The organism is Frigoribacterium sp. PvP032 (assembly GCF_017833035.1).
GTDB lineage: Bacteria > Actinomycetota > Actinomycetes > Actinomycetales > Microbacteriaceae > Frigoribacterium.
The window spans coordinates 1910379-1932405 of record NZ_JAFIBM010000001.1 but is presented as its reverse complement, the minus strand read 5'-3'; the positions used below and the strand labels follow the sequence as shown (position 1 = coordinate 1932405).

The window sequence follows — 22027 nt, the reverse complement described above, 5'->3', positions numbered from 1 at the left end:
ACGGCCCCGGTCGTGAAGACCGGGGCCGCCTGAGGACGTGCGCCGAGGAGGTGCGGCGAGGCTGAGCGCTAGGCGCGCGCGTTCTCGAGCACGTAGCCCTCCTCGCCGTGCAGGGCGAGGTCGATGCCGGCGACCTCGTCCTCGTTCTTGACGCGGAAGCCGATCGTCTTCTCGATGACGAAGCCGATGACGAAGGCGAGCACGAACGAGTAGAGCATCACGGCCACGGCCGAGAGCGCCTGGATGCCGAGCTGCGTGAAGGTGCCGGAGAAGATCAGGCCGGTGTCGTTGGCGAAGATGCCCAGGTACAGCGTCCCGAGCAGGCCGCCGACGAGGTGGATGCCGACGACGTCGAGCGAGTCGTCGAAGCCGAGCTTGAACTTGAGGTCGATGGCGAGGGCGCAGACGGCGCCGGCGACGACGCCGAGCACGACGGCCCAGCCGGGGGTCAGCGCGGCGCAGGCCGGGGTGATGGCGACGAGACCCGCGACGGCGCCCGAGGCGGCGCCGACCGACGTGGCCTTGCCGTCCTTGAGCTTCTCGACGACGAGCCAGCCGAGCACGGCGGCGGCAGGTGCGGCGATCGTGTTGAGGAACGCGAGGGCCGCGACGCCGTCGGCAGCGAGCTCGGAGCCGGCGTTGAAGCCGAACCAGCCGAACCAGAGCAGACCGGCGCCCAGCAGCACGAAGGGCGGGTTGTGAGGCTTGTCGGCGCCCTTGGCGAAGCCGACGCGCTTGCCGAGCACCAGGGCCAGGGCGAGTGCTGCGGCACCGGCGTTGATGTGGACGGCCGTGCCGCCCGCGAAGTCGATGACGCCCATGGCCGCGATCCAGCCGCCGACCACGTTGCCGTCGTCGTCCGTGGTGAAGTTGAAGACCCAGCTCGCGACGGGGAAGTAGACGACCGTGGCCCAGACGCCGGCGAAGATCATCCACGCGCCGAACTTGGCGCGGTCGGCGATGGCGCCGGAGATGAGGGCGACGGTGATGATCGCGAAGGTCGCCTGGAAGGCGGCGAAGGCGATCGTCGGGTAGTCGCCGGCCGGGGCGAGGCTGTCCTGGAAGGCGCTGTCGAGGCCGAGGGACGCGGTGTCGATGCCGAACCAGCCCTGGATGCCGACGAACGCGTCGGAGCCGCCGGGGATCGAGGTCGGGTTGCCGAACGCGATCGCGTAGCCGTACAGCACCCACAGGACGCCGATCAGGCCCATCGCGCCGAAGCTGAGCATCATCATGCTGATGACGCTCTTGGCCTTGACGAGGCCTCCGTAGAAGAACGCCAGTCCGGGCGTCATGAGCAGCACGAGTGCTGCGCAGATCAGCATGAACGCGGTGTTGCCTTGATCCATGGGTGGTACCTCTCGAGTTCGGGAGCCAGGGGCGCACCGGGCCCGACCCGTCCGCGAGGGTGAGCGGGCTGTGAGCACGGGGCTCGGGCGGTGCGGTCCCCAGTGTCGCGGCGCCGCATTTCGGACCGTGTGCACCCGTGTTTCGGCGATGTAACAGGATCAGGCCCCGTGTGAACAACGCGTTTCCCGAGGCTCCGGGACGGCAGGGACCGCGCCCTGCGAGTGCCCGGAGAGGGCTGGAGAGGACTAGGAGGACGTCAGCGCCACGAGCCGCGACGTCGCGCGGAGGTACTTCTTGCGGTAGCCGCCCGCGAGCATCTCGTCGCTGAACACCTCGTCGAGGGGCGTCCCGGTCGCGAGCACCCGCACCTGGGCGTCGTAGAGGCGGTCGACGAACGCGACGAACCGCAGGGCGTCGGTCTGGCTGGTGAACGGTGTGACGTCGCGCAGCCCGACGGCGTCGAGGCCGTCGATGAGCTTGACGTAGCGGCTCGGGTGCACGGTCGAGAGGTGCTGCACGGCAGCGCCGAAGTCGTCGAGGGAGGCGGTGCCCGCGACCGCGGCGACGGCCGCGTCCAGGTCGTCGACGACGTGCGCCCTCGCCTCGACCTCTCGGCGCCGGTAGTCGTTCCCGTCGATCCGGAGGGTGCGGAACCGGTCGGACAGGCCCTGGATCTCGCGGAGGAAGTCCGCGGCGGCGAAGCGCCCCTCGCCGAGAGCGCCGGGGGGCGTGTTCGAGGTCGCCGCGATGCGGGTGCCCGCGTCGGCGAGGTCGCCCAGCAGGCGGGTCATCATCATCGTGTCGCCCGGGTCGTCGAGCTCGAACTCGTCGATGCAGACCAGCGCCGCGCCCTCGAGCTGCTTCGCGGCCCCCGCGTAGCCGACCGCACCGACGAGGGCCGTGTACTCGATGAAGGTGCCGAAGTAGCGCCGGCCTGCCGCGCGGTTGTACGCCGCGGCCAGCAGGTGCGTCTTGCCGACGCCGAAGCCGCCGTCGAGGTAGAGGCCGGGAGGCGCCTCCTGCGTGTCGGGACGACGTCGGAACAGCCCGCGCCGGGCCGGGCGCTCGGCGGCGGCCCAGAACGAGGCGACGGCCTCGACGGCCTCCGCCTGCGACGGGAACGCGTCGTCGGGCCGGTAGTTCTCGAGCGACGCCTCGGCGAACTGGCGCGGCGGCACGAGCTCGGCCACGATCTCGGCGCCCGTGATGGTCGGGGCCCGGTCGACGAGCGACACGACGGTGCGGAGGGGATCGGTGGACATCGGTGCGACCTCGCAGGCGTCGGGACGGGCGCCCGCGGGAATGTCCGGGACGCGATCTGTGTCAGAGTCAGAGGGACCCGGCCGGGGCACACCGAGGGTGCGTAGCCTCGACGGGGCCGCGCGGCGATCCTATCCGCCGCCCCCACAGCACCGCCCAGCCCCACGGGGCCGACCCAGGAGGTACAGCAATGGTCGTCGAGCACGACACGTCCGCACGGTTCAGCGAGTACGCCCATCCCGAGCGCCTCGTCAGCACCGACTGGCTGCAGCAGCACCTGGGCACGCCCGGCCTCGTGGTCGTCGAGTCCGACGAGGACGTGCTCCTCTGGGACACCGGCCACATCGCGGGCGCCGTCAAGATCGACTGGCACCTCGACCTGAACGACCCCGTGCAGCGCGACTACGTCGACGGCGAGGCGTTCGCCGCCCTGATGTCGCGCAGCGGCATCGCCCGCGACAGCACCGTCGTCATCTACGGCGACAAGAACAACTGGTGGGCCGCCTACGCCCTGTGGGTCTTCTCGCTCTTCGGCCACGACGACGTGCGCCTGCTCGACGGCGGACGAGCGGCGTGGGAGGCGGAGGGCCGTGAGTACACGACCGACGCTCCCGAGCCGGTCGCCACCGACTACCCCGTCGTCGAGCGCGACGACAGCCGCATCCGCGCCTACAAGGACGACGTGCTCGCGCACCTCGGCTCGCCGCTGATCGACGTCCGCTCCCCCGAGGAGTACTCGGGCGAGCGGACCACCGCGCCGGCCTACCCCGAGGAGGGCGCCCTCCGCGCCGGCCACATCCCGTCGGCGCAGAACGTGCCGTGGGGCAGGGCGGCGGCCGAGGACGGCCGTTTCCGCAGCCTCGGCGAGCTCGACGCGATCTACCGTGACGGCGCCGGCCTCTCCGACGGGGACGACGTCGTCGCGTACTGCCGCATCGGCGAGCGGTCGAGCCACACCTGGTTCGTGCTGCACCACCTGATGGGGTTCGAGAACGTCCGCAACTACGACGGCTCGTGGACCGAGTGGGGCAGCGCGGTGCGCGTGCCGATCGTGCAGGGCGTCGAGCCCGGCACGGTCCCGGGACGCTGAGCGCGGTGTCGGCCTCCGAGCCCACGGCGCTCCCCCGCGTCCTCGCCGAGACCCGTGAGGACTTCCTCGCCCTCGACGTGAGGGACAGGCTGCAGCTCTTGCTGGAGTTCTCGAACGAGCTGCCTCCGCTCCCCGCAGAGTACGAGGGGCACCCCGACCTGCTCGAGCGGGTCGAGGAGTGCCAGTCCCCCGTGTTCATCTTCGTCGAGGTGTCCGACGGCATCGTGACGATGCACGCGACGGCTCCTCGAGAGGCTCCCACCACCCGCGGCTTCGCCTCGATCCTCGCCCAGGGGCTGAGCGGCCTGTCGGTGCGCGAGGTGCTCGACGACGTCCCCGACGACTACCCGCAGACCATCGGCCTCGGCGTGGCGGTCAGCCCGCTCCGCGTGCGGGGCATGACCGCGCTGCTCGCCAGGGCGAAGCGCCAGGTCCGAGAGAAGTCGGCGGCGTGACTCTACGGGTGCTGCACCCGGCACCGGCACCTGATGGCGGGGCAGGCAACGGCACCGTCGTGGAGGCGGACACCGACGAGGGGCGGGCGCGTCTGCGCGAGCTCTACGCGCCTCCTGCGGCCGACTGGCTGCGCCTCAACCTGATCGCGGCCGTCAGCGGCGACGCGGCGGGCGAGGACGGCACCTCCGACACGCTGAGCAACGCTGACGACCGCGCCGTGCTTGCCGCCATCCGCGACCTGGCCGACGGCGTGCTCGTGGGCGCCGCGAGCGTCAGGGCAGAGGGCTACCGGGTGCCCAGGTCGGCCCAGCTCGCCGTGCTCACGGCCAGCGGCGACCTCAGCGGGCACCGGATGGACCCCGAGCGCGCCGACCGTGTCGTCGTCGTCTGTCCAGCCTCGGCGGTCGACCGCGTCACGGAGACCCTCGGCCCCGAGGTCGCGGCCCGAGCGACCGTGCTCGTCGTCGAGGACGTCGACGGGGTGGTCGCCCCCTCGACGCTCGTCGACCGCCTTCGCGGCCACGGCCTGCGCTCCCTCGTCTGCGAGGGCGGCCCGTCGCTCGCCGGGCAGCTCCTGCACGACGGCCTGGTCGACGAGCTCTGCCTGTCGACCTCGCCCGTCGTCATCGGCAGCGGGCTGCCCGTCTTCGGCCGGGAGCGCTTCGACCCGTCGCGGCTCTCGCTCAGCCAGCTGATGCTGGACGACCAGAGCGCCCTGTACGCGCGCTGGCTCGTGGCAGACGGCCCAGCCACTCGGCGATGACCGCCTCGAAGCGCTCGGGGTCGTAGTTCCAGATCTTCGTGTGACGTGCGACCGAGAACACCTCGAGCTGCACGATGTCCGGCCGTGCGGCAGCGAGGGCGTGCGACGCGGTCGACGGCACGAACCCGTCGTCGTCGCTGTGCAGCACCAGCACGGGCACGTGCAGGAGGCCGGCCTGCTCGACCAGGTCGAGCCGGTCGAGGTCGACGGGCTCGGCCCGGCCGCTGAGCCACGAGGTCCGAGACGACTGCAGGAGGCGCATCGCCAGTTCCTGCACGACCCGCGGCACGCGCATGGCGGCGCCCTGGTAGCGGAGCGTGGTGCGCCAGTCGACGACGGGCGACTCGAGCACGACCCCGACGACGCGGTCGCGGTGCTCGGCCCGGGTCACCGCCTGCAGCACGGTGGCGCCGCCCATCGACCAGCCCATCAGCACGATCGACGTCGCGCCGTGCTCGACGGCCCAGCCCATCGCGGCCTCGACGTCGGTCCACTCCGCGTCGCCGAGCGCGTACCGGCCGTCGGGCGAGCGGGGTGCCTCGGTGTCGTTGCGGTACGACACGAGCAGCGAGGTCAGCCCCGCACGGTGGAACACCGGCGCCGCGCGCACCGTCTCGGCCCGGGTCACGCCGCGCCCGTGCACGCCGATCATCCAGGGCCCGTCGGTGCCCTCGGGGCCCGGCACGAGCCAGGCCGGTGCCGGGCCGACGGGCGTCCCGACCTCGACGTCCTCGACCGCGAGCCCGGCGTCGAGCGGCGACCGCCAGAGCCAGCCGCCGATCCGGCCTGCCCTGGCCGTGGCGAGGTCGCCCTCGTCGACCACCTCGACGCGGCGCACGACCCGGCCGCGCTGCTCCTCGACGACCTCGCCGAGGCGGGCGTGGCCCCTGCCGTGGTCGAACCAGAAGCTGTAGCGGCCGGGGAGGCGCGTGTCGGCGTTCGCCGCGAGTGTCACCGTCGCGGCGGCGGGGTCGTGCCCGAGCACGCGGACGTCGTCGGGCCGCCGACGAGCCGGCGTGACGACCTTCCTGGCCATCGTGACGGCGCCGGCGGCCAGGGCGAGGGACGCGGCGACGACCGTGCCGCCGACGGAGATCGACACGACGAGGCCGGCGACGGCAGCCGGCGTGCGGCGAGGGCGTGTGCGACGGGACAACGAGACCTCCGGTCGGTCGAGGGCACGAGCCGGCGGGCACCTGCGGCGTGCCGCTCGGCTGTGAGCCGGGTGGGAGCCTAGTCTGCTGAGGTGTCCGACACCTCCTCGCCGCCGGTACCGGCCGCGTTCGCCGCCGCGTCGGCCGCCGTCCGCGAGGCTCTCTCCCGAGACGACCTCGCCGTGTCCGAGATCCCCGCCCCCGGCGGACTGGCCCCGTACGCCCTCGCCCTCGCCGGCGACGTGGTGGGCGCGTCAGGCAGGGCCGACGCCGAGCTCGGCACGGGGCGCTTCGTCCTGCTGTACGACGAGAGCGCGCCCGAGGCGTGGGGCGGCGTGTTCCGCGTCGTCTGCTTCGCGCAGGCGCCCCTCGAGACCGACCTCGCCCTCGACCCCTTCGTCGCCGACGTCGCGTGGTCCTGGCTCGTCGACTCGCTCGACGCAGGAGGCGCCTCCCGGCACTCCGCGTCGGGCACCGCCACGAAGGTGCTCTCGTCCGGCTACGGCGAGCTCGCCGCCCAGGGCGACGGGGCCCAGCTCGAGCTGCGCGCCTCGTGGACCCCCACCAGCACCGACCTCGCCCCCCACGTCGCCGCGTGGAGCGAGCTGATCTGCACCCTCGCGGGCCTGCCGCCGACCGTCGAGGGCGTCACGCTCCTCGCCTCGCGTCGCGTGGGCCGCGACTGACCCCCCGGAACGACGGAGACATGAGCGCCCCCACACCCGAGTCATCCCCCGCCGACGAGTCGTCGGCACCCTCCTCCCCCGCCGTCACGGTCGCGCCGGAGACGATCGCGCCGCGCGCCGCGACCGCCGACTCGGTGCACGGCGAGGTGCACGTCATCGCCGACCGCGAGGCCTACCTCGAGGCCGTCGAGTCGATCGCCGCGGGGCACGGGCCCGTCTCGATCGACGCCGAGCGCGCGTCCGGCTACCGGTACTCGCAGCGTGCCTACCTCATCCAGGTGTTCCGCCGCGGCAGCGGGGTGTTCCTCTTCGACCCTCCGGCCATCGGCTCGTTCGACGAGCTGCAGGCCGTCATCGGCCACGAGGAGTGGGTGCTGCACGCCGCCAGCCAGGACCTGGCGTGCCTGCGCGAGGTCGGCCTCGACCCCGACCTCGTCTTCGACACGGAGCTCGGCGCGCGCCTCGCGGGCCTGCCGAAGGTCGGTCTCGGCGCCGTGGTCGAGCAGCTGCTCGGCGTCCACCTCGCCAAGGAGCACTCGGCCGCCGACTGGTCGACCCGGCCCCTGCCGCAGAGCTGGCTCGTCTACGCCGCCCTCGACGTCGAGCTCCTCGTCGACCTCCGCGACGAGATGGCCGCGCTGCTCGAGCGCGACGGCAAGCTCGAGATCGCGCGTCAGGAGTTCGCCGCGACCGTCGCCCGCGAGGCCAAGCCGGCCAAGGCCGAGCCCTGGCGCCGCCTGACGGGCCTGCACACCGTGCGCGGCGCCCGGTCGCTCGCGGTCGCCCGCGAGCTCTGGCTGGCCCGCGACGAGTACGCGCGTCAGGTCGACACGGCAGCCGGCCGCCTGGTGCCCGATCAGTCGCTCGTCGCCGCGACCAAGGCACAGCCCGCCGACAAGCGCGCCCTCGCCGGGGTGAAGGAGTTCGTCGGCCGCGCCAGCCGCAGCGAGCTCGACCGCTGGTGGGCCGCGATCGAGCGCGGGATGACGACTCGCGACCTGCCCTCCTCCCGTGGCCCGGCGGGCGACACCCTGCCGCCTCCCCGCAGCTGGGCCGACAAGAACCCGATGGCCGACGCGCGCCTCCGGCACGCACGCCCTGCGGTGGCCGAGATCGCCGAGGGACTCGACCTGCCCGTCGAGAACCTCCTCACTCCCGAGCTGCTGCGGCGCCTCTGCTGGGAGCCGCCGATCCCGTTCGACACCGAGACCCTCGCAGCGTCGCTCGTCGAGCTCGGCGCGCGCCCGTGGCAGGTGGACGCCGTCGCCGAGCGGCTTGCGGAGGCGTTTGTCGACGCCCACCAAGAGCCCGAGAGCGACCCCGTCGACGCTTCGTAGCAATCCGCGAAGGATTCTCCCCGCAGCAGGGCCCTCCCTAGGATCGGAGCAGTTCCGAGCACTGGAGGCACTGTGGCCGAGAGAACAGACGTGGTCTTCGTCGACGGGGTACGCACCCCGTTCGGCAGGGCCGGCGAAAAAGGCATGTACTGGGGAACGAGGGCCGACGACCTCGTCGTGAAGGCCATGAAGGGCCTGCTCGAGCGGAACCCGTCGCTCCCCCTCGACCGCGTCGACGACGTCGCGATCGCGGCGACGACGCAGCAGGGCGACCAGGGCCTGACCCTCGGCCGCACGACGGCGCTCCTGGCGGGGCTGCCCCGGTCGGTGCCCGGCTTCGCGATCGACCGGATGTGCGCCGGCGCCATGACCAGCGTCACGACCCTCGCCGGGGGCATCGCGTTCGGCGCCTACGACGTCGTCCTCGCGGGCGGGGTCGAGCACATGGGCCGGCACCCGATGGGCTTCGCCGCCGACCCCAACCCCCGGTTCCTCACCGAGAAGCTCGTCAGCGGCGACGCCCTGAACATGGGCTCGACCGCCGAGCGGATCCACGACCGGTTCCCGCAGCTCACCAAGGAGCGCTCCGACCGCTTCGCCCTGCGGTCGCAGCAGAAGCTCGCCGCCGCCTACGAGGCAGGTCACATCCAGCCCGACCTCGTCCCGGTCGCCGTGCAGACGCCAGAGGGCTGGGGCCTCGCGACGCGCGACGAGGCGCCGCGGCCCGAGACCACGATGGAGGGGCTGGCCGGGCTGCGCACGCCGTTCCGCCCCCACGGGCGGGTCACCGCCGGCAACTCGTCGGGGCTGAACGACGGTGCGACCGTCAGCCTGCTCGCCTCCCGCGGAGCCGCCGACGAGCTCGGCCTCGGCGTCAAGATGCGCCTCGTCAGCTTCGCCTACGCCGGGGTCGAGCCCGAGATCATGGGCATCGGCCCGGTGCCCTCGACCGAGAAGGCCCTGCGCAAGGCGGGGCTGACGATCGACGACATCGGCCTGTTCGAGCTGAACGAGGCCTTCGCCGTGCAGGTGCTGTCGCTGCTCGACCACTTCGGCGTCGACGACGACGACCCTCGGGTCAACCCCTGGGGAGGCGCCATCGCCGTGGGCCACCCGCTCGCGTCGTCGGGCGTCCGCCTGATGATCCAGCTGGCCCGCCAGTTCGAAGAGCACCCGGAGGTCCGCTACGGGCTCACGGCCATGTGCGTCGGCCTCGGCCAGGGCGGCAGCGTCATCTGGGAGAACCCCCACCACTCACGGAAGGCGGCTCGATCGTGAGCAACGCAGTCGACCAGCTCACCGCCCTCAGCGCCGACGAGGTGGTGACGCACTCGTTCGTCCGCGACGTGCCGCTGCCCTCTGGCGGCGTCCTCGCCCTCGTCACCCTCGACAACGGCCGCGACCACAAGCGGCCGAGCACGCTGGGGCCCGCGACCCTCGTCGAGCTGTCCGCGACCCTGGACGACCTCCGGGCCCGCGCCTCCCGCGGCGAGGTCCAGGCCATCGCGGTCACCGGCAAGCCGTACTTCCTGGCGGCAGGTGCCGACCTCAGCAAGGTCAGCCAGATCCCGAGCCGCGACGTCGCTCGTGAGCTGGCCCGCCTGGGCCACTCGACGCTCGGCAAGCTGCACGACGCCGGGGTCCCGACGTTCGTGTTCGTGAACGGCCTGGCCCTCGGAGGCGGTCTCGAGATCGCCCTGCACGCCGACTACCGCACGGTGGACTCGTCCGCAGCGGCCATCGCCCTGCCCGAGGTGTTCCTCGGCATCGTCCCCGCCTGGGGCGGCGCCTGGCTGCTGCCGAACCTGATCGGGATCGAGAACGCGCTGAAGGTCGTGCTCGAGAACCCGCTCAAGAACAACCGCACGCTCAAGGCCGCGCAGGCCCTCGAGCTCGGCATCGTCGACGTCGAGTTCGGCCCGGCGGCATTCCTCGAGGACTCGATCCGCTGGGCCGACGGCGTCGTGGCGGGTCGCACGAAGGTCGCCCGGCCGAACGTGCCAGGCAAGATCGAGCGCGCCGTGAAGTGGGGCGCCGCGATCTCGATCGCCCGCAAGTCGCTCGAGTCCAAGATCGGCACGGTCGCGCGCTCCCCCTGGGTCGCCCTCGACCTGCTCGAGGCAGCACGGAACACCGACCGGGCGACGGGCTTCGCCGCGGAGGACGAGGCCCTCGCCGAGCTCGTGTCGGGCGATCAGTTCCACGCCAGCATGTACGCCTTCGACCTGGTGCAGAAGCGGGCGAAGAAGCCCGCGGGGGCTCCGTCGCCCGACGTGGCGCGCAAGGTCGGCAAGGTCGGCGTCGTCGGGGCCGGCCTGATGGCCAGCCAGTTCGCGCTGCTCTTCGTCCGGAGGCTGCAGGTCCCGGTGGTCATCACCGACATCGACCAGGCCCGCGTGGACGCCGGGGTGGAGCGCATCCGCGGCGAGATCCTGCAGCTGGCCGAGAAGGGGCGCATCTCGGGCGACGAGTCGAACCGGCTCACCGCGCTCGTGACCGGCACGACCGACCTCGCCGACTTCGCCGACGCGGACTGGGTCATCGAGGCCGTCTTCGAGGAACTCGGCGTCAAGCAGGAGGTCTTCGCGAACGTCGAGGCCGTCGTCTCCGAGACGACGGTGCTGGCCACGAACACCTCGTCGCTCAGCGTCGGGCAGATCGGCGCGCGCCTCGCGCACCCCGAGCGCCTCGTCGGCTTCCACTTCTTCAACCCGGTCGCGGTGATGCCGCTGATCGAGGTCGTGAAGGCGCCGGCGACCGACGAGGCAACCCTCAGCACGGCCATGGTGACGGCCGCCGCACTGCGCAAGAACGCCGTGATCACCGCCGACACGCCCGGCTTCGTGGTCAACCGCATCCTGGCCAAGCTGCTGGGCGAGGCCATGCACGCCGTCGAGACGGGCACCCCCTTCGAGACGGTCGAGCGGGCCACCGCGCCGTTCGGCCTCCCGATGACCCCGTTCGAGCTGCTCGAGCTCGTCGGCCTCACCGTCGGCGCGCACGTGCTCGACACGCACCACGCGGCGTTCCCGGACCGCTTCTTCGCGAGCGACGGCCTGCACCGGCTCGCCGAGCACGGCCGGGTCTTCGAGCGCGACGCCAAGGGCCGTCGCAAGGGCTTCGACAAGAAGGCCGTAGCGCTCGTCGCCGGCGAGGGCACTCCCCTCTCGGACGACGAGCTGCGGCGCCGCATCGAGGACGGCCTCGCCGACGAGGTGGGCCGCATGCTCGACGACGGGGTGGTCGCGGCAGCCGAGGACATCGACCTGTGCATGGTCCTCGGGGCCGGCTGGCCGTTCCAGATGGGCGGGGTGACGCCGTACCTCGACCGGGTCGGGGCCTCCGAGCGGGTGCGGGGACGCACGTTCCACGACCCCCTCGTGGTCGGTCCGGAGCACGCGGTGCGCGTCCCGGCCTGAGTCGGACGTCCCGGCGTCCGTCGAGGAGGCGCTCGTCCCGTCACGAGGCAGGGCCCCGACGACCTGGTCGTCGGGGCCCTGCCTCGTCGAGCACGGGCTGTGCTCGCCTGGGCGGCCGCTCAGTCCTGCTGGGCGTCCACCCGACGCGACGACACGTCGTCGAGGGGCCGGGCGACGGGGATCTTGCTGCCGAGCACCTGGGCCACCACGTCGCGGGCGATGTGCTGGGGGGTGAGGCCCGCCTCCTCGAGGATCTCAGCCCGTGATCCGTGCTGGAGGAACTCGTCGGGCAGGCCGAGCTCGGTCAGCGCCGTGTCGACCCCGGCCTCGCGCAGGTCCTGACGGACACGGGTCCCGATGCCGCCGACGCGGACGCCGTCCTCGATGGTGACGACGAGGCGGTGCTCGGCGGCGAGCTCGATGACGGACCTCGGCACGGGGACGACCCAGCGCGGGTCGACGACGGTCGCCCCGATCCCCTGCGCCGCGAGCCGCTCGGCGACGTCGAGGCCGACGGTCGCCATCGGGCCGACGCAGACCAGCAGCACGTCGCGCCGCTCGTCGCTCGCGAGGACGTCGACGCCGTCCGGGAGGCGCGACTCGGCCTCGTGCTCGGTGCCGACACTGCCCTTCGAGAAACGCACCACCGTCGGTGCGTCGGTCACGGCGACGGCCTCCCGGAGCTCCTCGCGCAGGCGAGAGGCGTCCCGCGGGGCGGCGAGGCGGATGTGCGGGACGATCTGGAGGAGCGCCAGGTCCCACATGCCGTGGTGGCTGGGCCCGTCGGGGCCGGTCACGCCGGCCCGGTCGAGGACGAACGTCACGCCCGCGCGGTGCAGGCCGACGTCCATCAGCACCTGGTCGAAGGCGCGGTTGACGAAGGTGGCGTAGAGGGCCACGACCGGGTGCAGGCCGCCGAAGGCGAGACCGGCGGCGCTCGTCACGGCGTGCTGCTCGGCGATGCCGACGTCGAGGACACGGCTCGGGAAGCGCTCGGCGAGCTTGTGCAGCCCGACGGGACGGAGCATGGCGGCGGTGATGCCCACGACGGTCTCGTCGCGCTCGGCGATCGAGACGATCTCGTCCGCGAAGACGCTCGTCCACGAGGGGGCGTTGGTCGTCTCGAGCGGCTCGCCGGTCTCCGGGTCGATCTGGCCGACGGCGTGGAACTGATCGGCGACGTCGGCGCGGGCGGGGTCGTAGCCCCGGCCCTTCTCCGTGATGGCGTGCACGATGACCGGGGCGCCGTAGTCCTTCGCCTGCGTCAGCGCCTCCTCCATCGCCTTCTGGTCGTGGCCGTCGACCGGGCCGAGGTACTTGATGTCGAGGTTCGAGTAGAGGGCCTCGTTGTTCGTGAACCGGCTGAGGAACCCGTGCAGGCCGCCCCGCACCCCCCGGTAGAGCGCGCGTCCGGGGTGCCCGAGGTGGTCGAACACGGCCTCGGAGCCGCGGTGCATGTCGCGGTACGTGCTGCGGGTGCGGACGGTGTTGAGGAACCGCGCCATGCCGCCGATCGTCGGGGCGTACGAGCGGCCGTTGTCGTTGACCACGATGATCAGCCGGCGACCGTTGTCGTCGCTGATGTTGTTGAGCGCCTCCCACGTCATGCCGCCGGTGAGGGCGCCGTCGCCCACCACCGCGACGACGTGGCGGTCCGACTGCCCCGTGAGCTGGAAGGCGCGCGAGATGCCGTCGGCCCACGAGAGGCTGCTGGACGCGTGCGAGCTCTCGACGATGTCGTGCTCGGACTCGGAGCGCTGCGGGTAGCCGGCGAGGCCGCCGCGCAGCCGCAGCCCGCTGAAGTCCTGTCGGCCGGTGACGAGCTTGTGCACGTACGACTGGTGACCGGTGTCGAAGACGAAGGCGTCGTGCGGCGACTCGAAGACCCGGTGCATCGCGAGCGTCAGCTCGACCACGCCGAGGTTCGGCCCCAGGTGCCCGCCGGTCTTGGAGACCTCGGTCACGAGGAAGCGGCGGATCTCGGCGGCCAGCGCGATCATCTGCTGGTCGGTGAGGTGATCGAGGTCGCGGGGACCCTTGATCGTCTCGAGGATGCTCATCGGGATTTCCTTTCCGGCAGCCCGGAGGCGGCGACCCTCAGTTTAGGCGCGGACCGCCGGGAACGCCGGGAGGCCCCCGGCGTCGTGCGGACACGACGTCGAGGGCCTCGGGAACGGGCTAGACCAGGCTGCGCAGCACGTACTGCAGGATGCCGCCGTTGCGGTAGTAGTCGGCCTCGCCCGGCGTGTCGATCCGGACGACGGCGTCGAACTCGATCGTGCTGGCGCCGTCGGCCGAGTGCTCGGTCGGCTCGGCGGTGACGTGCACGGTCTTGGGCGTCGTGCCCTCGTTCAGCTGCTCGAGCCCGTGGATGCTGATCGACTCGGTCCCGTCGAGGCCCAGCGACTCCCAGGTCTCGCCCGCCGGGAACTGCAGCGGGACGACGCCCATGCCGATCAGGTTCGAACGGTGGATCCGCTCGAAGCTCTCGGTGATGACTGCCTTGACGCCGAGGAGGCTCGTTCCCTTGGCCGCCCAGTCGCGCGACGAGCCGGAGCCGTACTCCTTGCCGCCGAGGATGACGAGGGGCGTGCCCTGCTCCTGGTACCGGGCGCTCGCGTCGTAGATGAACGACTGGGGCGCGTCGGCCTGCGTGAAGTCACGCGTGTAGCCGCCCTCGACGCCGTCCAGGAGCTGGTTGCGCAGCCGGATGTTGGCGAAGGTCCCACGGATCATGATCTCGTGGTTGCCGCGACGCGAGCCGTAGGAGTTGAAGTCCTTGCGGTCGACGCCGTGCTCGGCCAGGTAGTGGCCGGCCGGGCTGTCCGACTTGATCGAGCCGGCGGGGCTGATGTGGTCGGTCGTGACCGAGTCGCCGAGCTTCGCGAGGACGCGGGCGCCGACGATGTCCGTCACCGGGGTGGTCTCGAGCGTCATGCCCTCGAAGTACGGGGGCTTCCGGACGTAGGTCGACTCCGGGTCCCACTCGAAGGTCGCGCCCGTGGGCGTCGGCAGCGAACGCCAGCGCTCGTCGCCGTCGAAGACGCCGGCGTACTCGTGCGTGAACATGTCGGTGTCGATCGACGAGTCGATGGTCGACTGCACCTCGGCCGCGTCGGGCCAGATGTCGCGCAGGTAGACGTCGCTGCCGTCGGTCGAGGTGCCGAGGGCGTCGTTCTCGAAGTCGAAGTTCATCGACCCGGCCAGGGCGTAGGCGATGACCAGCGGCGGGCTCGCCAGGTAGTTCATCTTGACGTCGGGGTTGATGCGGCCCTCGAAGTTGCGGTTGCCCGAGAGGACAGCTGTGACGGCGAGGTCGTTGTCCTGCACGGCGGTCGAGATCTCGTCCAGCAGCGGGCCCGAGTTGCCGATGCAGGTCGTGCAGCCGTAGCCGACGGTGTAGAAGCCCAGGTCCTCGAGGTAGCTGGTGAGACCGGCCTTCTCGTAGTAGTCGGTGACGACCTTCGACCCGGGCGCGAGGGTCGTCTTGACCCACGGCTTGGCCTTGAGGCCCTTCTGGCTGGCGTTGCGGGCGAGCAGGCCGGCCGCGAGCATCACCGAGGGGTTCGACGTGTTGGTGCACGACGTGATGGCCGCGATGGCGACCGCACCGTGGTCGAGCGTGAAGGTCGAGCCGTCGTCGAGGGCGACCTGGGTCGGCTTCGACACCGTCGACGGGGCGTGCGAGGTGTGCGAGTGCGAGTGGGCGTGCGACGACTCTTCGTCCTCGGCGGTGAAGCCCACGGGGTCGGAGGCCGGGAACGTGCCCTCGACCGCGGCGTCGACCATCGAGTGGTCGGTCGTGGCGTAGTTGTCGAGGTCGACGCCGAACTGGCTCTTGGCGTTCGTCAGCTCGATCCTGTCCTGCGGGCGCTTCGGGCCGGCGATCGACGGGACGACGGTCGCGAGGTCGAGCTCGAGGTACTCGCTGAAGACCGGCTCGACCGAGGGGTCGTGCCAGAGGCCCTGGAGCTTCGCGTACTTCTCGACGAGCTCGATCTGCTCGTCGCTGCGCCCGGTGAGGCGGAGGTAGTCGAGCGTGACGTCGTCGATCGGGAAGATGGCGGCCGTCGAGCCGAACTCCGGGCTCATGTTGCCGATCGTGGCGCGGTTCGCCAGGGGCACCTCGGCGACGCCGTCGCCGTAGAACTCGACGAACTTGCCCACGACGCCGTGGCGACGCAGCTGCTGCGTGATGGTCAGCACGACGTCGGTCGCGGTGACACCGGTGGGGATGGAGCCGCTGAGCTTGAAGCCCACGACCTTGGGGATGAGCATCGAGACGGGCTGGCCCAGCATGGCCGCCTCGGCCTCGATGCCGCCGACGCCCCAGCCGAGGACGCCGAGGCCGTTGACCATGGTCGTGTGCGAGTCGGTGCCGACGAGCGTGTCGGGGTAGGCCTGGAGGACCCCGCCGACCTCGCGGCTGTAGGTGACGCGGGCCAGGTACTCGATGTTGACCTGGTGCACGATCCCGGTGCCGGGCGGGACGACCTTGAAGTCGTCGAAGGCCGTCTGGCCCCAGCGGAGGAACTGGTACCGCTCGCCGTTGCGCTCGTACTCGATCTCGACGTTCCGCTCGAGGGCGTCGGCGGAGCCGAAGAGGTCGGCGATCACCGAGTGGTCGATCACGAGCTCGGCCGGGGCCAGGGGGTTGATCTTGGTGGGGTCGCCGCCGAGGGCGGAGACCGCCTCCCGCATCGTCGCGAGGTCGACGATGCAGGGCACGCCCGTGAAGTCCTGCATGACGACGCGCGCCGGCGAGAACTGGATCTCGGTGTCGGGCTCGGCCGTCGGCTGCCACGAGCCGAGGGCGCGGATCTGGTCGCCCGTGACGTTCGCGCCGTCCTCGGTGCGGAGCAGGTTCTCGAGCAGGACCTTGAGGCTGAACGGCAACTTCTGCGAGCCGTCCACCGCGTCGATGCGGTAGACCTCGTAGTCGGTGCCGCCGACCGTCAGGACGTCTTTCGAGCTGAAGCTGTTGATTGCAGACACGTGCCGTCTCCCTTGCTGGACTTCGCCCTCATCATCACCCGACGACGAGGGACCGCACCAGCGAGGTCAGCCTAAGTCGTCGACGGATGCAGGGGCGCCTGTCGTCGAACTGTCTTGATGTCGAGACAAACCTAGCACCGGAGGCGGTGGACTAGCTGACGGCGCCTCGCGCGTCGACCTCGTCGTCGCCCGAGGCTCGCGCTCGGTAGACGGTCCGGACGAGCAGCCACGTGACCCAGAGCAGGCCGGCGTAGAGCGGCACGCCCATCAGCAGCTTCAGGGTGGCGAGCGCCGTGACCTGGCCGCTCAGCAGGAGCGGGAGCTGCACCGCGAGGCGGGCCGCGAATAGCCCGGCCCACAGCCAGGTGACGAGCACGAGGACGCGGCGCTTGGCACGGTCCTGCCGCCACGCGCCTCCCTCGTTCGTCAGGAGGCCGACGACGATGCCGACCAGTGGCCAGCGGACGGCGATGCTGACGACCATCGCCAGGAGCGAGATCGCGTTGATGACGACGCCGGGCACGAAGTTGCCCTCGGCGCGGCCGCTCAGCAGGGCGATCCCGGCCGACAACGCGACGCCGAGCACGCCGGCGAGGGCCTGCGCGACCGGACCGCGCTGCACGGCCCTGGAGAGGACGAAGAGCACGGCGAGGGCGACGGGGATCAGCACCGACGGCAGCAGCTCGCCGGTGATCGTGTACACGACCACGAAGCCCAGCCCGGGGACGATCGACTCCGCCAGGCCGCGGACCCCGCCGATGGCCGTCAGGAGAGCGGAGGCGGTGGGCACCTCACCGGGTGCGACCTGCCCGATGCCGGCCTTCTGGGCGGCGGCGCGCAGCTGGGCTGCCAGCGAGACGCGCGGGTCGTCGAGGGGCGACTCGTCGCCGGGCCCAGGTCGCTCGTCGTCGGGCCGGGCCGCCCCGTCGCTCTGCACGAGGGTCAGGCCTCGTCGGCGGCGCCCGCGGACGCGTCGACCGCGCTCGGCTTCGGCATGCTGAGCGGGATGAGCTCGCGGGGAGGCATCGGGGTGGTGCCGCGGACGACGACGATGCTGCGGAACAGCTCCTCGATCTTGGCGGCCGCCTCGTCGTCGACGGTGGCGTCGCCGGCGATCACGCCGCGGAGGAACCAGCGCGGGCCGTCGACGCCGATGAACCGCGCCAGGCGCGTGCTGCCGGGGTCGCCGCCCATCAGCGGGATCTCGGCGCGGACCTCGGGGCCGAAGGGGCCGTCGACCTCGGTGGTCGTGCCGCCCTGCTTCTGGATCTGCTCGCTGATCTGCTCGCGGATCTCGTTCCAGAGGCCCGTGGTGCGCGGAGCCGCGAAGGGCTGGACCTGCAAGGTCGACTTCGCGAAGTCGAGGCCGACCGCGACGACGCGCTTGCTGCCCTCCTCCACCTCGAGCCGCAGGTGCAGGCCGTCGCGGGGGACGATCTTCACCCCGCCGAGGTCGACGTAGGGGCGGACGGGGTTGGCCTCGGTCTCGTCGAGCGGGCCCTCGTCGGCCCGGTCGGCCGGTGCCGACTTCGAGTCGTCGAACACCTCGACCTCCGCGTCGTCCAGGCCCTCGATGTCGACCTCGACGTCGGTCACGTCGGCGGTCTCGACCTCGATCTCGGCCAGCTGCTGCGCCTCGCGCTTCGACTTCCTCATGATGCGGTGCCTCCGGTGGTGTGTGCGTAGCCCGTCGAGCCGAAGCCGCCCGTGCCCCGGCTGCTCTCCGGCAGCTCGTCGACGGGGACGAAGACGGCCCTGACGACGGGCACGACGACGAGCTGGGCGATCTTGTCGCCCACCTCGATCTGGTGGTCCGACTCGAGGTCGGTGTTCAGGAGCGTGACCTTGATCTCGCCGCGGTAGCCCGCGTCGACCGTTCCGGGGCTGTTCACCACGGTGATGCCGTGCTTGGCGGCCAGCCCGCTGCGCGGGACGACGAAGGCCGCGTGGCCGTCGGGCAGAGCGATCGACACGCCCGTGCCCACGAGGGCACGGTGCCCTGCGCGGAGGACGAGCGCCTCGGACGAGAGCAGGTCGGCGCCGGCGTCCCCCGGGTGCGCGTAGCGAGGTGCCTGGTCGCCCTGGGACGAGGAGGCGCCGGCTCGGTCGGCCGTGAAGAGGACGTCGAGGGTCGGGGTCACGTGTCGAGGCTAGTGCAGAAGTCTGGTCGAATGGACCCATGAACCCGTACCGCGAACGGCTCACGCCGCCGGCCACCGTCTTCGTCGCGACCGCCCTGGTGGTGCCGGCGACGCTGCTCGTCTTCCTGCCGATCGACCAGCTCGTCGGCGTGGTCGTGGCCGTGCTCTTCTACGCGGCGACCGTGGTCGCCCTCGTCTTCACCTCGCCGGTGCTCACCATCGACGACGAGGGCTTCTCCGCCGGGCGCGCCCGCCTCTTCCCGCACGAGATCGGCGAGGTGCGGGGCTTCTCGGGAGCCGAGGCCACACAGCAGAGAGGGCCCAGGCTCGACGCGCGAGCCTGGACCCTCTTCCGTGGCTGGGTGAGGCCGGTGGTGAGGATCTCCCTCACCGACGAGACGGATCCCGCACCCTACTGGTTGGTGTCGACGCGACGGCCCGACGAGGTCGTCCGTCGCCTGGAGGCGCTCAGGCAGCGCACTCCCGGCAGATAGCGCCGAGCTTGGTCTCGTGGTCGAGCTGCGAGCGGTGCTTCACCAGGAAGCACTCGACGCAGGTGAACTCGTCCACCTGCGGGGGCAGGACGACCACGTCGAGGTCGAGGTCGGACAGGTCCTGGCCGGCGAGCTCGAACGAGCCCGGGTTGTCCGCGTCGTCGTCGATCACTCCGGTGGTCTTGTCGGGGGTGCGCTCCTTGAGCCCCTCGATCGACTCCGAGCCGTCGTCGTCGTTCTTGCGAGGTGCGTCGTAGTCGGTGGCCATGCCCATCCAGTTCTTCAATAGTTCGTGTACCGAAGTTCGTGTACCGAATTCGGCGGGCACAGTTTGCATCACTCGTTGTCGAATAGCAAACCCGCCGAAGGGGCCTCTCGGCCGCCCTGGAGGAACTCGCGGCACGCCCGTTCCATTCCCGGGAACACGCCTCTGACGTGGGACGCTTCTGGCCAGGACACGACGGTGGAAAGGCGTGCGAGATGCAGGATCTGAGGGTCATCGGGGTCGAGAGCGGAGCGCTCGTGGTCGCCGCCGACGGCGGGGCCGAGTACCGGCTGCCCGTCACCCCGTCGCTGAGGTCGCAGCTGCGCGCCGCCGCCCCCGACAGCACGCCGGTCGAGCGCAAGGCGCCGCCGCGTGAGATCCAGTCCCTGATCCGCTCCGGGCTCTCGCCCGAGCAGACGGCCGAGCGCACGGGAGCCGACCTGGCCTACGTCCGCCGCTTCGAGGGCCCCGTCCTCGCCGAGAGGTCGCACGCTCTCCGCAACGCCCTCGGCGTCGCGGTCACCGTCGCCTCGGACGTCCAGCCGGACGGCGACTCCTCGTCGTTCGGGGGCGTCATCGAGGCCCGTCTCGACACGGCCGCCGCGACTGACCGTCACTGGACCAGCTACAAGGACGCCGAGCACGGCTGGCTCGTGTCCGTCTCCTACGTGACGCAGGAGGTGGCGCGCGACGCCACCTGGCGCTTCGACCCGAAGGCGCTCTCGCTCGTCCCGCACGCCGGCGACGCCCGGACCCTCTCCCAGCACTCGGCCGACGCCGGGCCGCTCGTGCCCCGCCTCCGTGCCGTCAGCCTCCTGCCAGGGGACGACGAGCCGGTGACGGGGCGCTTCGACAGCGGCGCGTTCCTCGTCGAGCCCCAGGACGCCGAGGACGAGCGTCCGGACCAGGCAGCGCCCGAGGACCACAGGGGCGACCGCCCCGCGGCGCTCGCCCGGCAGGACGTCCGCTCCCCCGCCTCCCTCGCGGCCACCAACCGCGACCCCGAGGCCTCGGCGGGAGACCCGCACGCCCAGACGGCCGACCTGCTCGAGGCGCTCCGCCGACGTCGGGGCGAACGCGAGGCTGCCCGTTTCTCGGACGACTCGTCACGGGACGACCTCGCGACCAGCTCCATCCGCGTCATCGACGTGCCGCTGGACGACTTCGGCCTGCCAGAGGGCGAGACGACTCCTCAGGCTGTCCTGCCTGGGCCTCCGGCACCCGTCGCAGGAGGCGAACAGCGCCCCCGCACGGTCGGTCAGGTCCGCGGCGGGCGACGTCCCGTGCCGGGACCGGACGGCATCGTGCCCGGGCAGGGCGGAGCGAAGAAGGCGCGGGGCCGCGCCTCGATGCCCAGCTGGGACGAGATCGTGTTCGGCGCCCGCTCGGACGACGACCCCGCCTGAGCCGGGCCCGGCCGGCCTCCCGGCGGCAACGCGCCCGACGCGGGTAGCGGCTCGCTCAGCGGGCGAAGGCGCCGAACCTGCGCAGGGGCACCTGGGTCTCGTCGCTCGACCACGAGCCGTGCTGGCCGACCATCGATCCGGCCTGGCCGCCGGTCGAGCGGCCGTCGTACCAGACGACGCCCTTGCGGGCGGCGACCAGCACGTCCCCGATGCGCGGCGCGACCACGCCGTCGACGGGACCGAACCAGCCTGCCTGCACCGCCTCCTCGCGGGTGACGACCCAGGCGCGGTCAGCCTCGGTCGATCGCCAGGCCGCCAGCGTGCTCGCGCGCACGGCCTCCGACGCGTCCGGCTCGAAGTGCAGCTGCAGGCAGCGGGGCTCGCCCGCGACGTGGCGCACCCCGTCCACGAGCGCGGCCTGGTCGCCGAAGACGACGCGGCCGCGCTCCCCCACGTCGAGCACGCCGTGGTCGGCCGTGACGAGCAGTCCCTCGTCGGGCCCCAGGGAGGCGGCGAGCCTCCCGACCTCGCCGTCCACCTCCTCGAGGGCGGCCGTCCACTCGTCGCTCTGCCAGCCGAGGCGGTGCGCGATCATGTCCAGCTCGGGCACGTAGAGGTAGACGATCGTCGCACCGGGAGCCGCGACGAGCTCACGCGCACGCCGGAACCTGTCGGCGATCGACTCGGCCGCCTCGTACGACGCCCCTCGGAGGATAGCCTCGGTGAGACCGGACCTGGCGTAGCGCGCAGGGCCCACGGCGGCGCTCCGGACGCCGAGATGGGCGGCGGCCTCGAACACGGTTCGGCTGAGCTGCCAGGTGCCGGGCCGCATGCCGGCGTCCCAGCCGGACAGCTGCTTGACGACGCGGTCGCGCTCGGCGTCGAGCACCGAGTAGCCGACGAGCCCGTGCTCGCCCGGCAGCCGGCCCGTCGTGAAGGTCGTGAGGGCGGAGGCCGTGGTCGTCGGGAAACCGGAGAAGAGGCTGCCGGAGACGCTGCCGAGGTGCCGGGCGTGGCCGCGACGGGCTCCGAGGGCCGCGGAGCCCAGCCCGTCGACGAGCAGCACGACGGCCGAGCGGGCGGGCGGCAGCGGGACGGCCCCGGCGCCGCCGGTCAGGGCGGCCAGGACGGACGGGAGGACGTCGGCCAGGCTCACCGCGCCGGGGGGACGCGCCGGTACGATGGTCGTCATCGGCACCAGTCTGGCACAG

The 22027-nt window shown here is 72.2% G+C and carries 19 protein-coding genes; 9 read left to right on the top strand and 10 right to left on the bottom strand.

The genetic code is table 11. The features are described 5' to 3' along the window. Positions 1-68: 68 nt before the first annotated feature. Together JOE35_RS08855 and zapE are read right to left on the bottom strand one after the other, a co-directional pair. On the bottom strand, positions 69-1349 hold the full coding sequence (locus JOE35_RS08855; RefSeq protein ID WP_192041746.1) for an ammonium transporter: 1281 nt from the start codon (positions 1347-1349) through the stop codon (positions 69-71). Positions 1350-1595: 246 nt separating this feature from the next. Then, positions 1596-2612 (bottom strand): cell division protein ZapE, encoded by a 1017-nt coding sequence (gene zapE, locus JOE35_RS08850; protein WP_209560788.1) that lies wholly within the window; start codon positions 2610-2612, stop codon positions 1596-1598. 188 nt (positions 2613-2800) lie between these two features. On the opposite strand from zapE, the gene JOE35_RS08845 reads away from it, so the two are divergent. The 3 genes from JOE35_RS08845 to JOE35_RS08835 are packed head-to-tail and all read left to right on the top strand — an operon-like array spanning position 2801 to position 4919. Next, positions 2801-3700 carry a sulfurtransferase gene (locus JOE35_RS08845; RefSeq protein WP_209560787.1) on the top strand — a complete coding sequence of 300 codons (900 nt, stop codon included), beginning with the start codon at positions 2801-2803 and terminating at the stop codon, positions 3698-3700. A gap of 5 nt (positions 3701-3705) precedes the next feature. After that, on the top strand, positions 3706-4155 hold the full coding sequence (locus JOE35_RS08840; protein WP_209560786.1) for a SufE family protein: 450 nt from the start codon (positions 3706-3708) through the stop codon (positions 4153-4155). Further along, complete coding sequence (locus JOE35_RS08835; protein ID WP_209560785.1) at positions 4152-4919, top strand: dihydrofolate reductase family protein; 768 nt, start codon at positions 4152-4154, stop codon at positions 4917-4919. The genes JOE35_RS08840 and JOE35_RS08835 overlap by 4 nt, the downstream gene beginning before the upstream one ends. On the opposite strand, the gene JOE35_RS08830 is transcribed toward JOE35_RS08835, so the two are convergent. Then, on the bottom strand, positions 4840-6075 hold the full coding sequence (locus JOE35_RS08830) for a S9 family peptidase (protein WP_245186082.1): 1236 nt from the start codon (positions 6073-6075) through the stop codon (positions 4840-4842). The genes JOE35_RS08835 and JOE35_RS08830 overlap by 80 nt on opposite strands. Positions 6076-6165: 90 nt before the next feature. On the opposite strand from JOE35_RS08830, the gene JOE35_RS08825 reads away from it, so the two are divergent. The 4 genes from JOE35_RS08825 to JOE35_RS08810 all read left to right on the top strand — a co-directional run bounded on the left by JOE35_RS08825 (position 6166) and on the right by JOE35_RS08810 (position 11515). Continuing rightward, positions 6166-6759, top strand: coding sequence for a DUF3000 domain-containing protein (locus tag JOE35_RS08825; RefSeq protein ID WP_209560784.1), 594 nt, complete (start codon positions 6166-6168; stop codon positions 6757-6759). 20 nt (positions 6760-6779) lie between these two features. Then, complete coding sequence (locus JOE35_RS08820; protein ID WP_209560783.1) at positions 6780-8096, top strand: HRDC domain-containing protein; 1317 nt, start codon at positions 6780-6782, stop codon at positions 8094-8096. Between the two features lie 72 nt (positions 8097-8168). Continuing rightward, positions 8169-9374: a thiolase family protein gene (locus tag JOE35_RS08815; protein ID WP_209560782.1), complete on the top strand. Its 1206-nt coding sequence runs from the start codon at positions 8169-8171 to the stop codon at positions 9372-9374. Next, a complete protein-coding gene (locus JOE35_RS08810) occupies positions 9371-11515 on the top strand; it encodes a 3-hydroxyacyl-CoA dehydrogenase NAD-binding domain-containing protein (RefSeq protein ID WP_307803004.1) in 2145 nt (714 codons plus the stop codon). The genes JOE35_RS08815 and JOE35_RS08810 overlap by 4 nt, the downstream gene beginning before the upstream one ends. A 119-nt stretch (positions 11516-11634) precedes the next feature. On the opposite strand, the gene dxs is transcribed toward JOE35_RS08810, so the two are convergent. The 5 genes from dxs to dut all read right to left on the bottom strand — a co-directional run bounded on the left by dxs (position 11635) and on the right by dut (position 18651). Continuing rightward, entirely contained in the window at positions 11635-13575 is a 1941-nt protein-coding gene (gene dxs / locus JOE35_RS08805) for a 1-deoxy-D-xylulose-5-phosphate synthase (protein WP_209560781.1), read from the bottom strand. A 118-nt stretch (positions 13576-13693) separates the two neighbouring features. Beyond that, a complete protein-coding gene (gene acnA, locus JOE35_RS08800; RefSeq protein WP_209560780.1) occupies positions 13694-16510 on the bottom strand; it encodes an aconitate hydratase AcnA in 2817 nt (938 codons plus the stop codon). Between the two features lie 151 nt (positions 16511-16661). After that, positions 16662-17447, bottom strand: coding sequence for a DUF3159 domain-containing protein (locus JOE35_RS08795; RefSeq protein ID WP_209560779.1), 786 nt, complete (start codon positions 17445-17447; stop codon positions 16662-16664). 5 nt (positions 17448-17452) lie between these two features. After that, positions 17453-18166: a DUF3710 domain-containing protein gene (locus JOE35_RS08790; RefSeq protein ID WP_209560778.1), complete on the bottom strand. Its 714-nt coding sequence runs from the start codon at positions 18164-18166 to the stop codon at positions 17453-17455. Next, a complete protein-coding gene (dut, locus tag JOE35_RS08785) occupies positions 18163-18651 on the bottom strand; it encodes a dUTP diphosphatase (protein WP_209560777.1) in 489 nt (162 codons plus the stop codon). The genes JOE35_RS08790 and dut overlap by 4 nt, the downstream gene beginning before the upstream one ends. A gap of 38 nt (positions 18652-18689) precedes the next feature. Between dut and JOE35_RS08780 the strand changes: the two genes are divergently transcribed. Further along, the gene (locus JOE35_RS08780; RefSeq protein WP_209560776.1) at positions 18690-19145 is read left to right on the top strand and encodes a DUF3093 domain-containing protein; all 456 of its coding nucleotides are present in this window, start codon (positions 18690-18692) and stop codon (positions 19143-19145) included. Here the strand turns inward: JOE35_RS08780 and JOE35_RS08775 are convergent. Then, positions 19120-19413 (bottom strand): DUF4193 domain-containing protein, encoded by a 294-nt coding sequence (locus JOE35_RS08775; protein WP_123547235.1) that lies wholly within the window; start codon positions 19411-19413, stop codon positions 19120-19122. The genes JOE35_RS08780 and JOE35_RS08775 overlap by 26 nt on opposite strands. Before the next feature lie 212 nt (positions 19414-19625). Between JOE35_RS08775 and sepH the strand changes: the two genes are divergently transcribed. Next, positions 19626-20816, top strand: a complete 1191-nt coding sequence (gene sepH, locus JOE35_RS08770; protein ID WP_209560775.1) for a septation protein SepH — start codon at positions 19626-19628, stop codon at positions 20814-20816. A 55-nt stretch (positions 20817-20871) separates the two neighbouring features. Here the strand turns inward: sepH and JOE35_RS08765 are convergent, their stop codons facing one another. Further along, positions 20872-22008, bottom strand: a complete 1137-nt coding sequence (locus tag JOE35_RS08765; RefSeq protein WP_209560774.1) for an alkaline phosphatase family protein — start codon at positions 22006-22008, stop codon at positions 20872-20874. Positions 22009-22027: the final 19 nt, after the last annotated feature.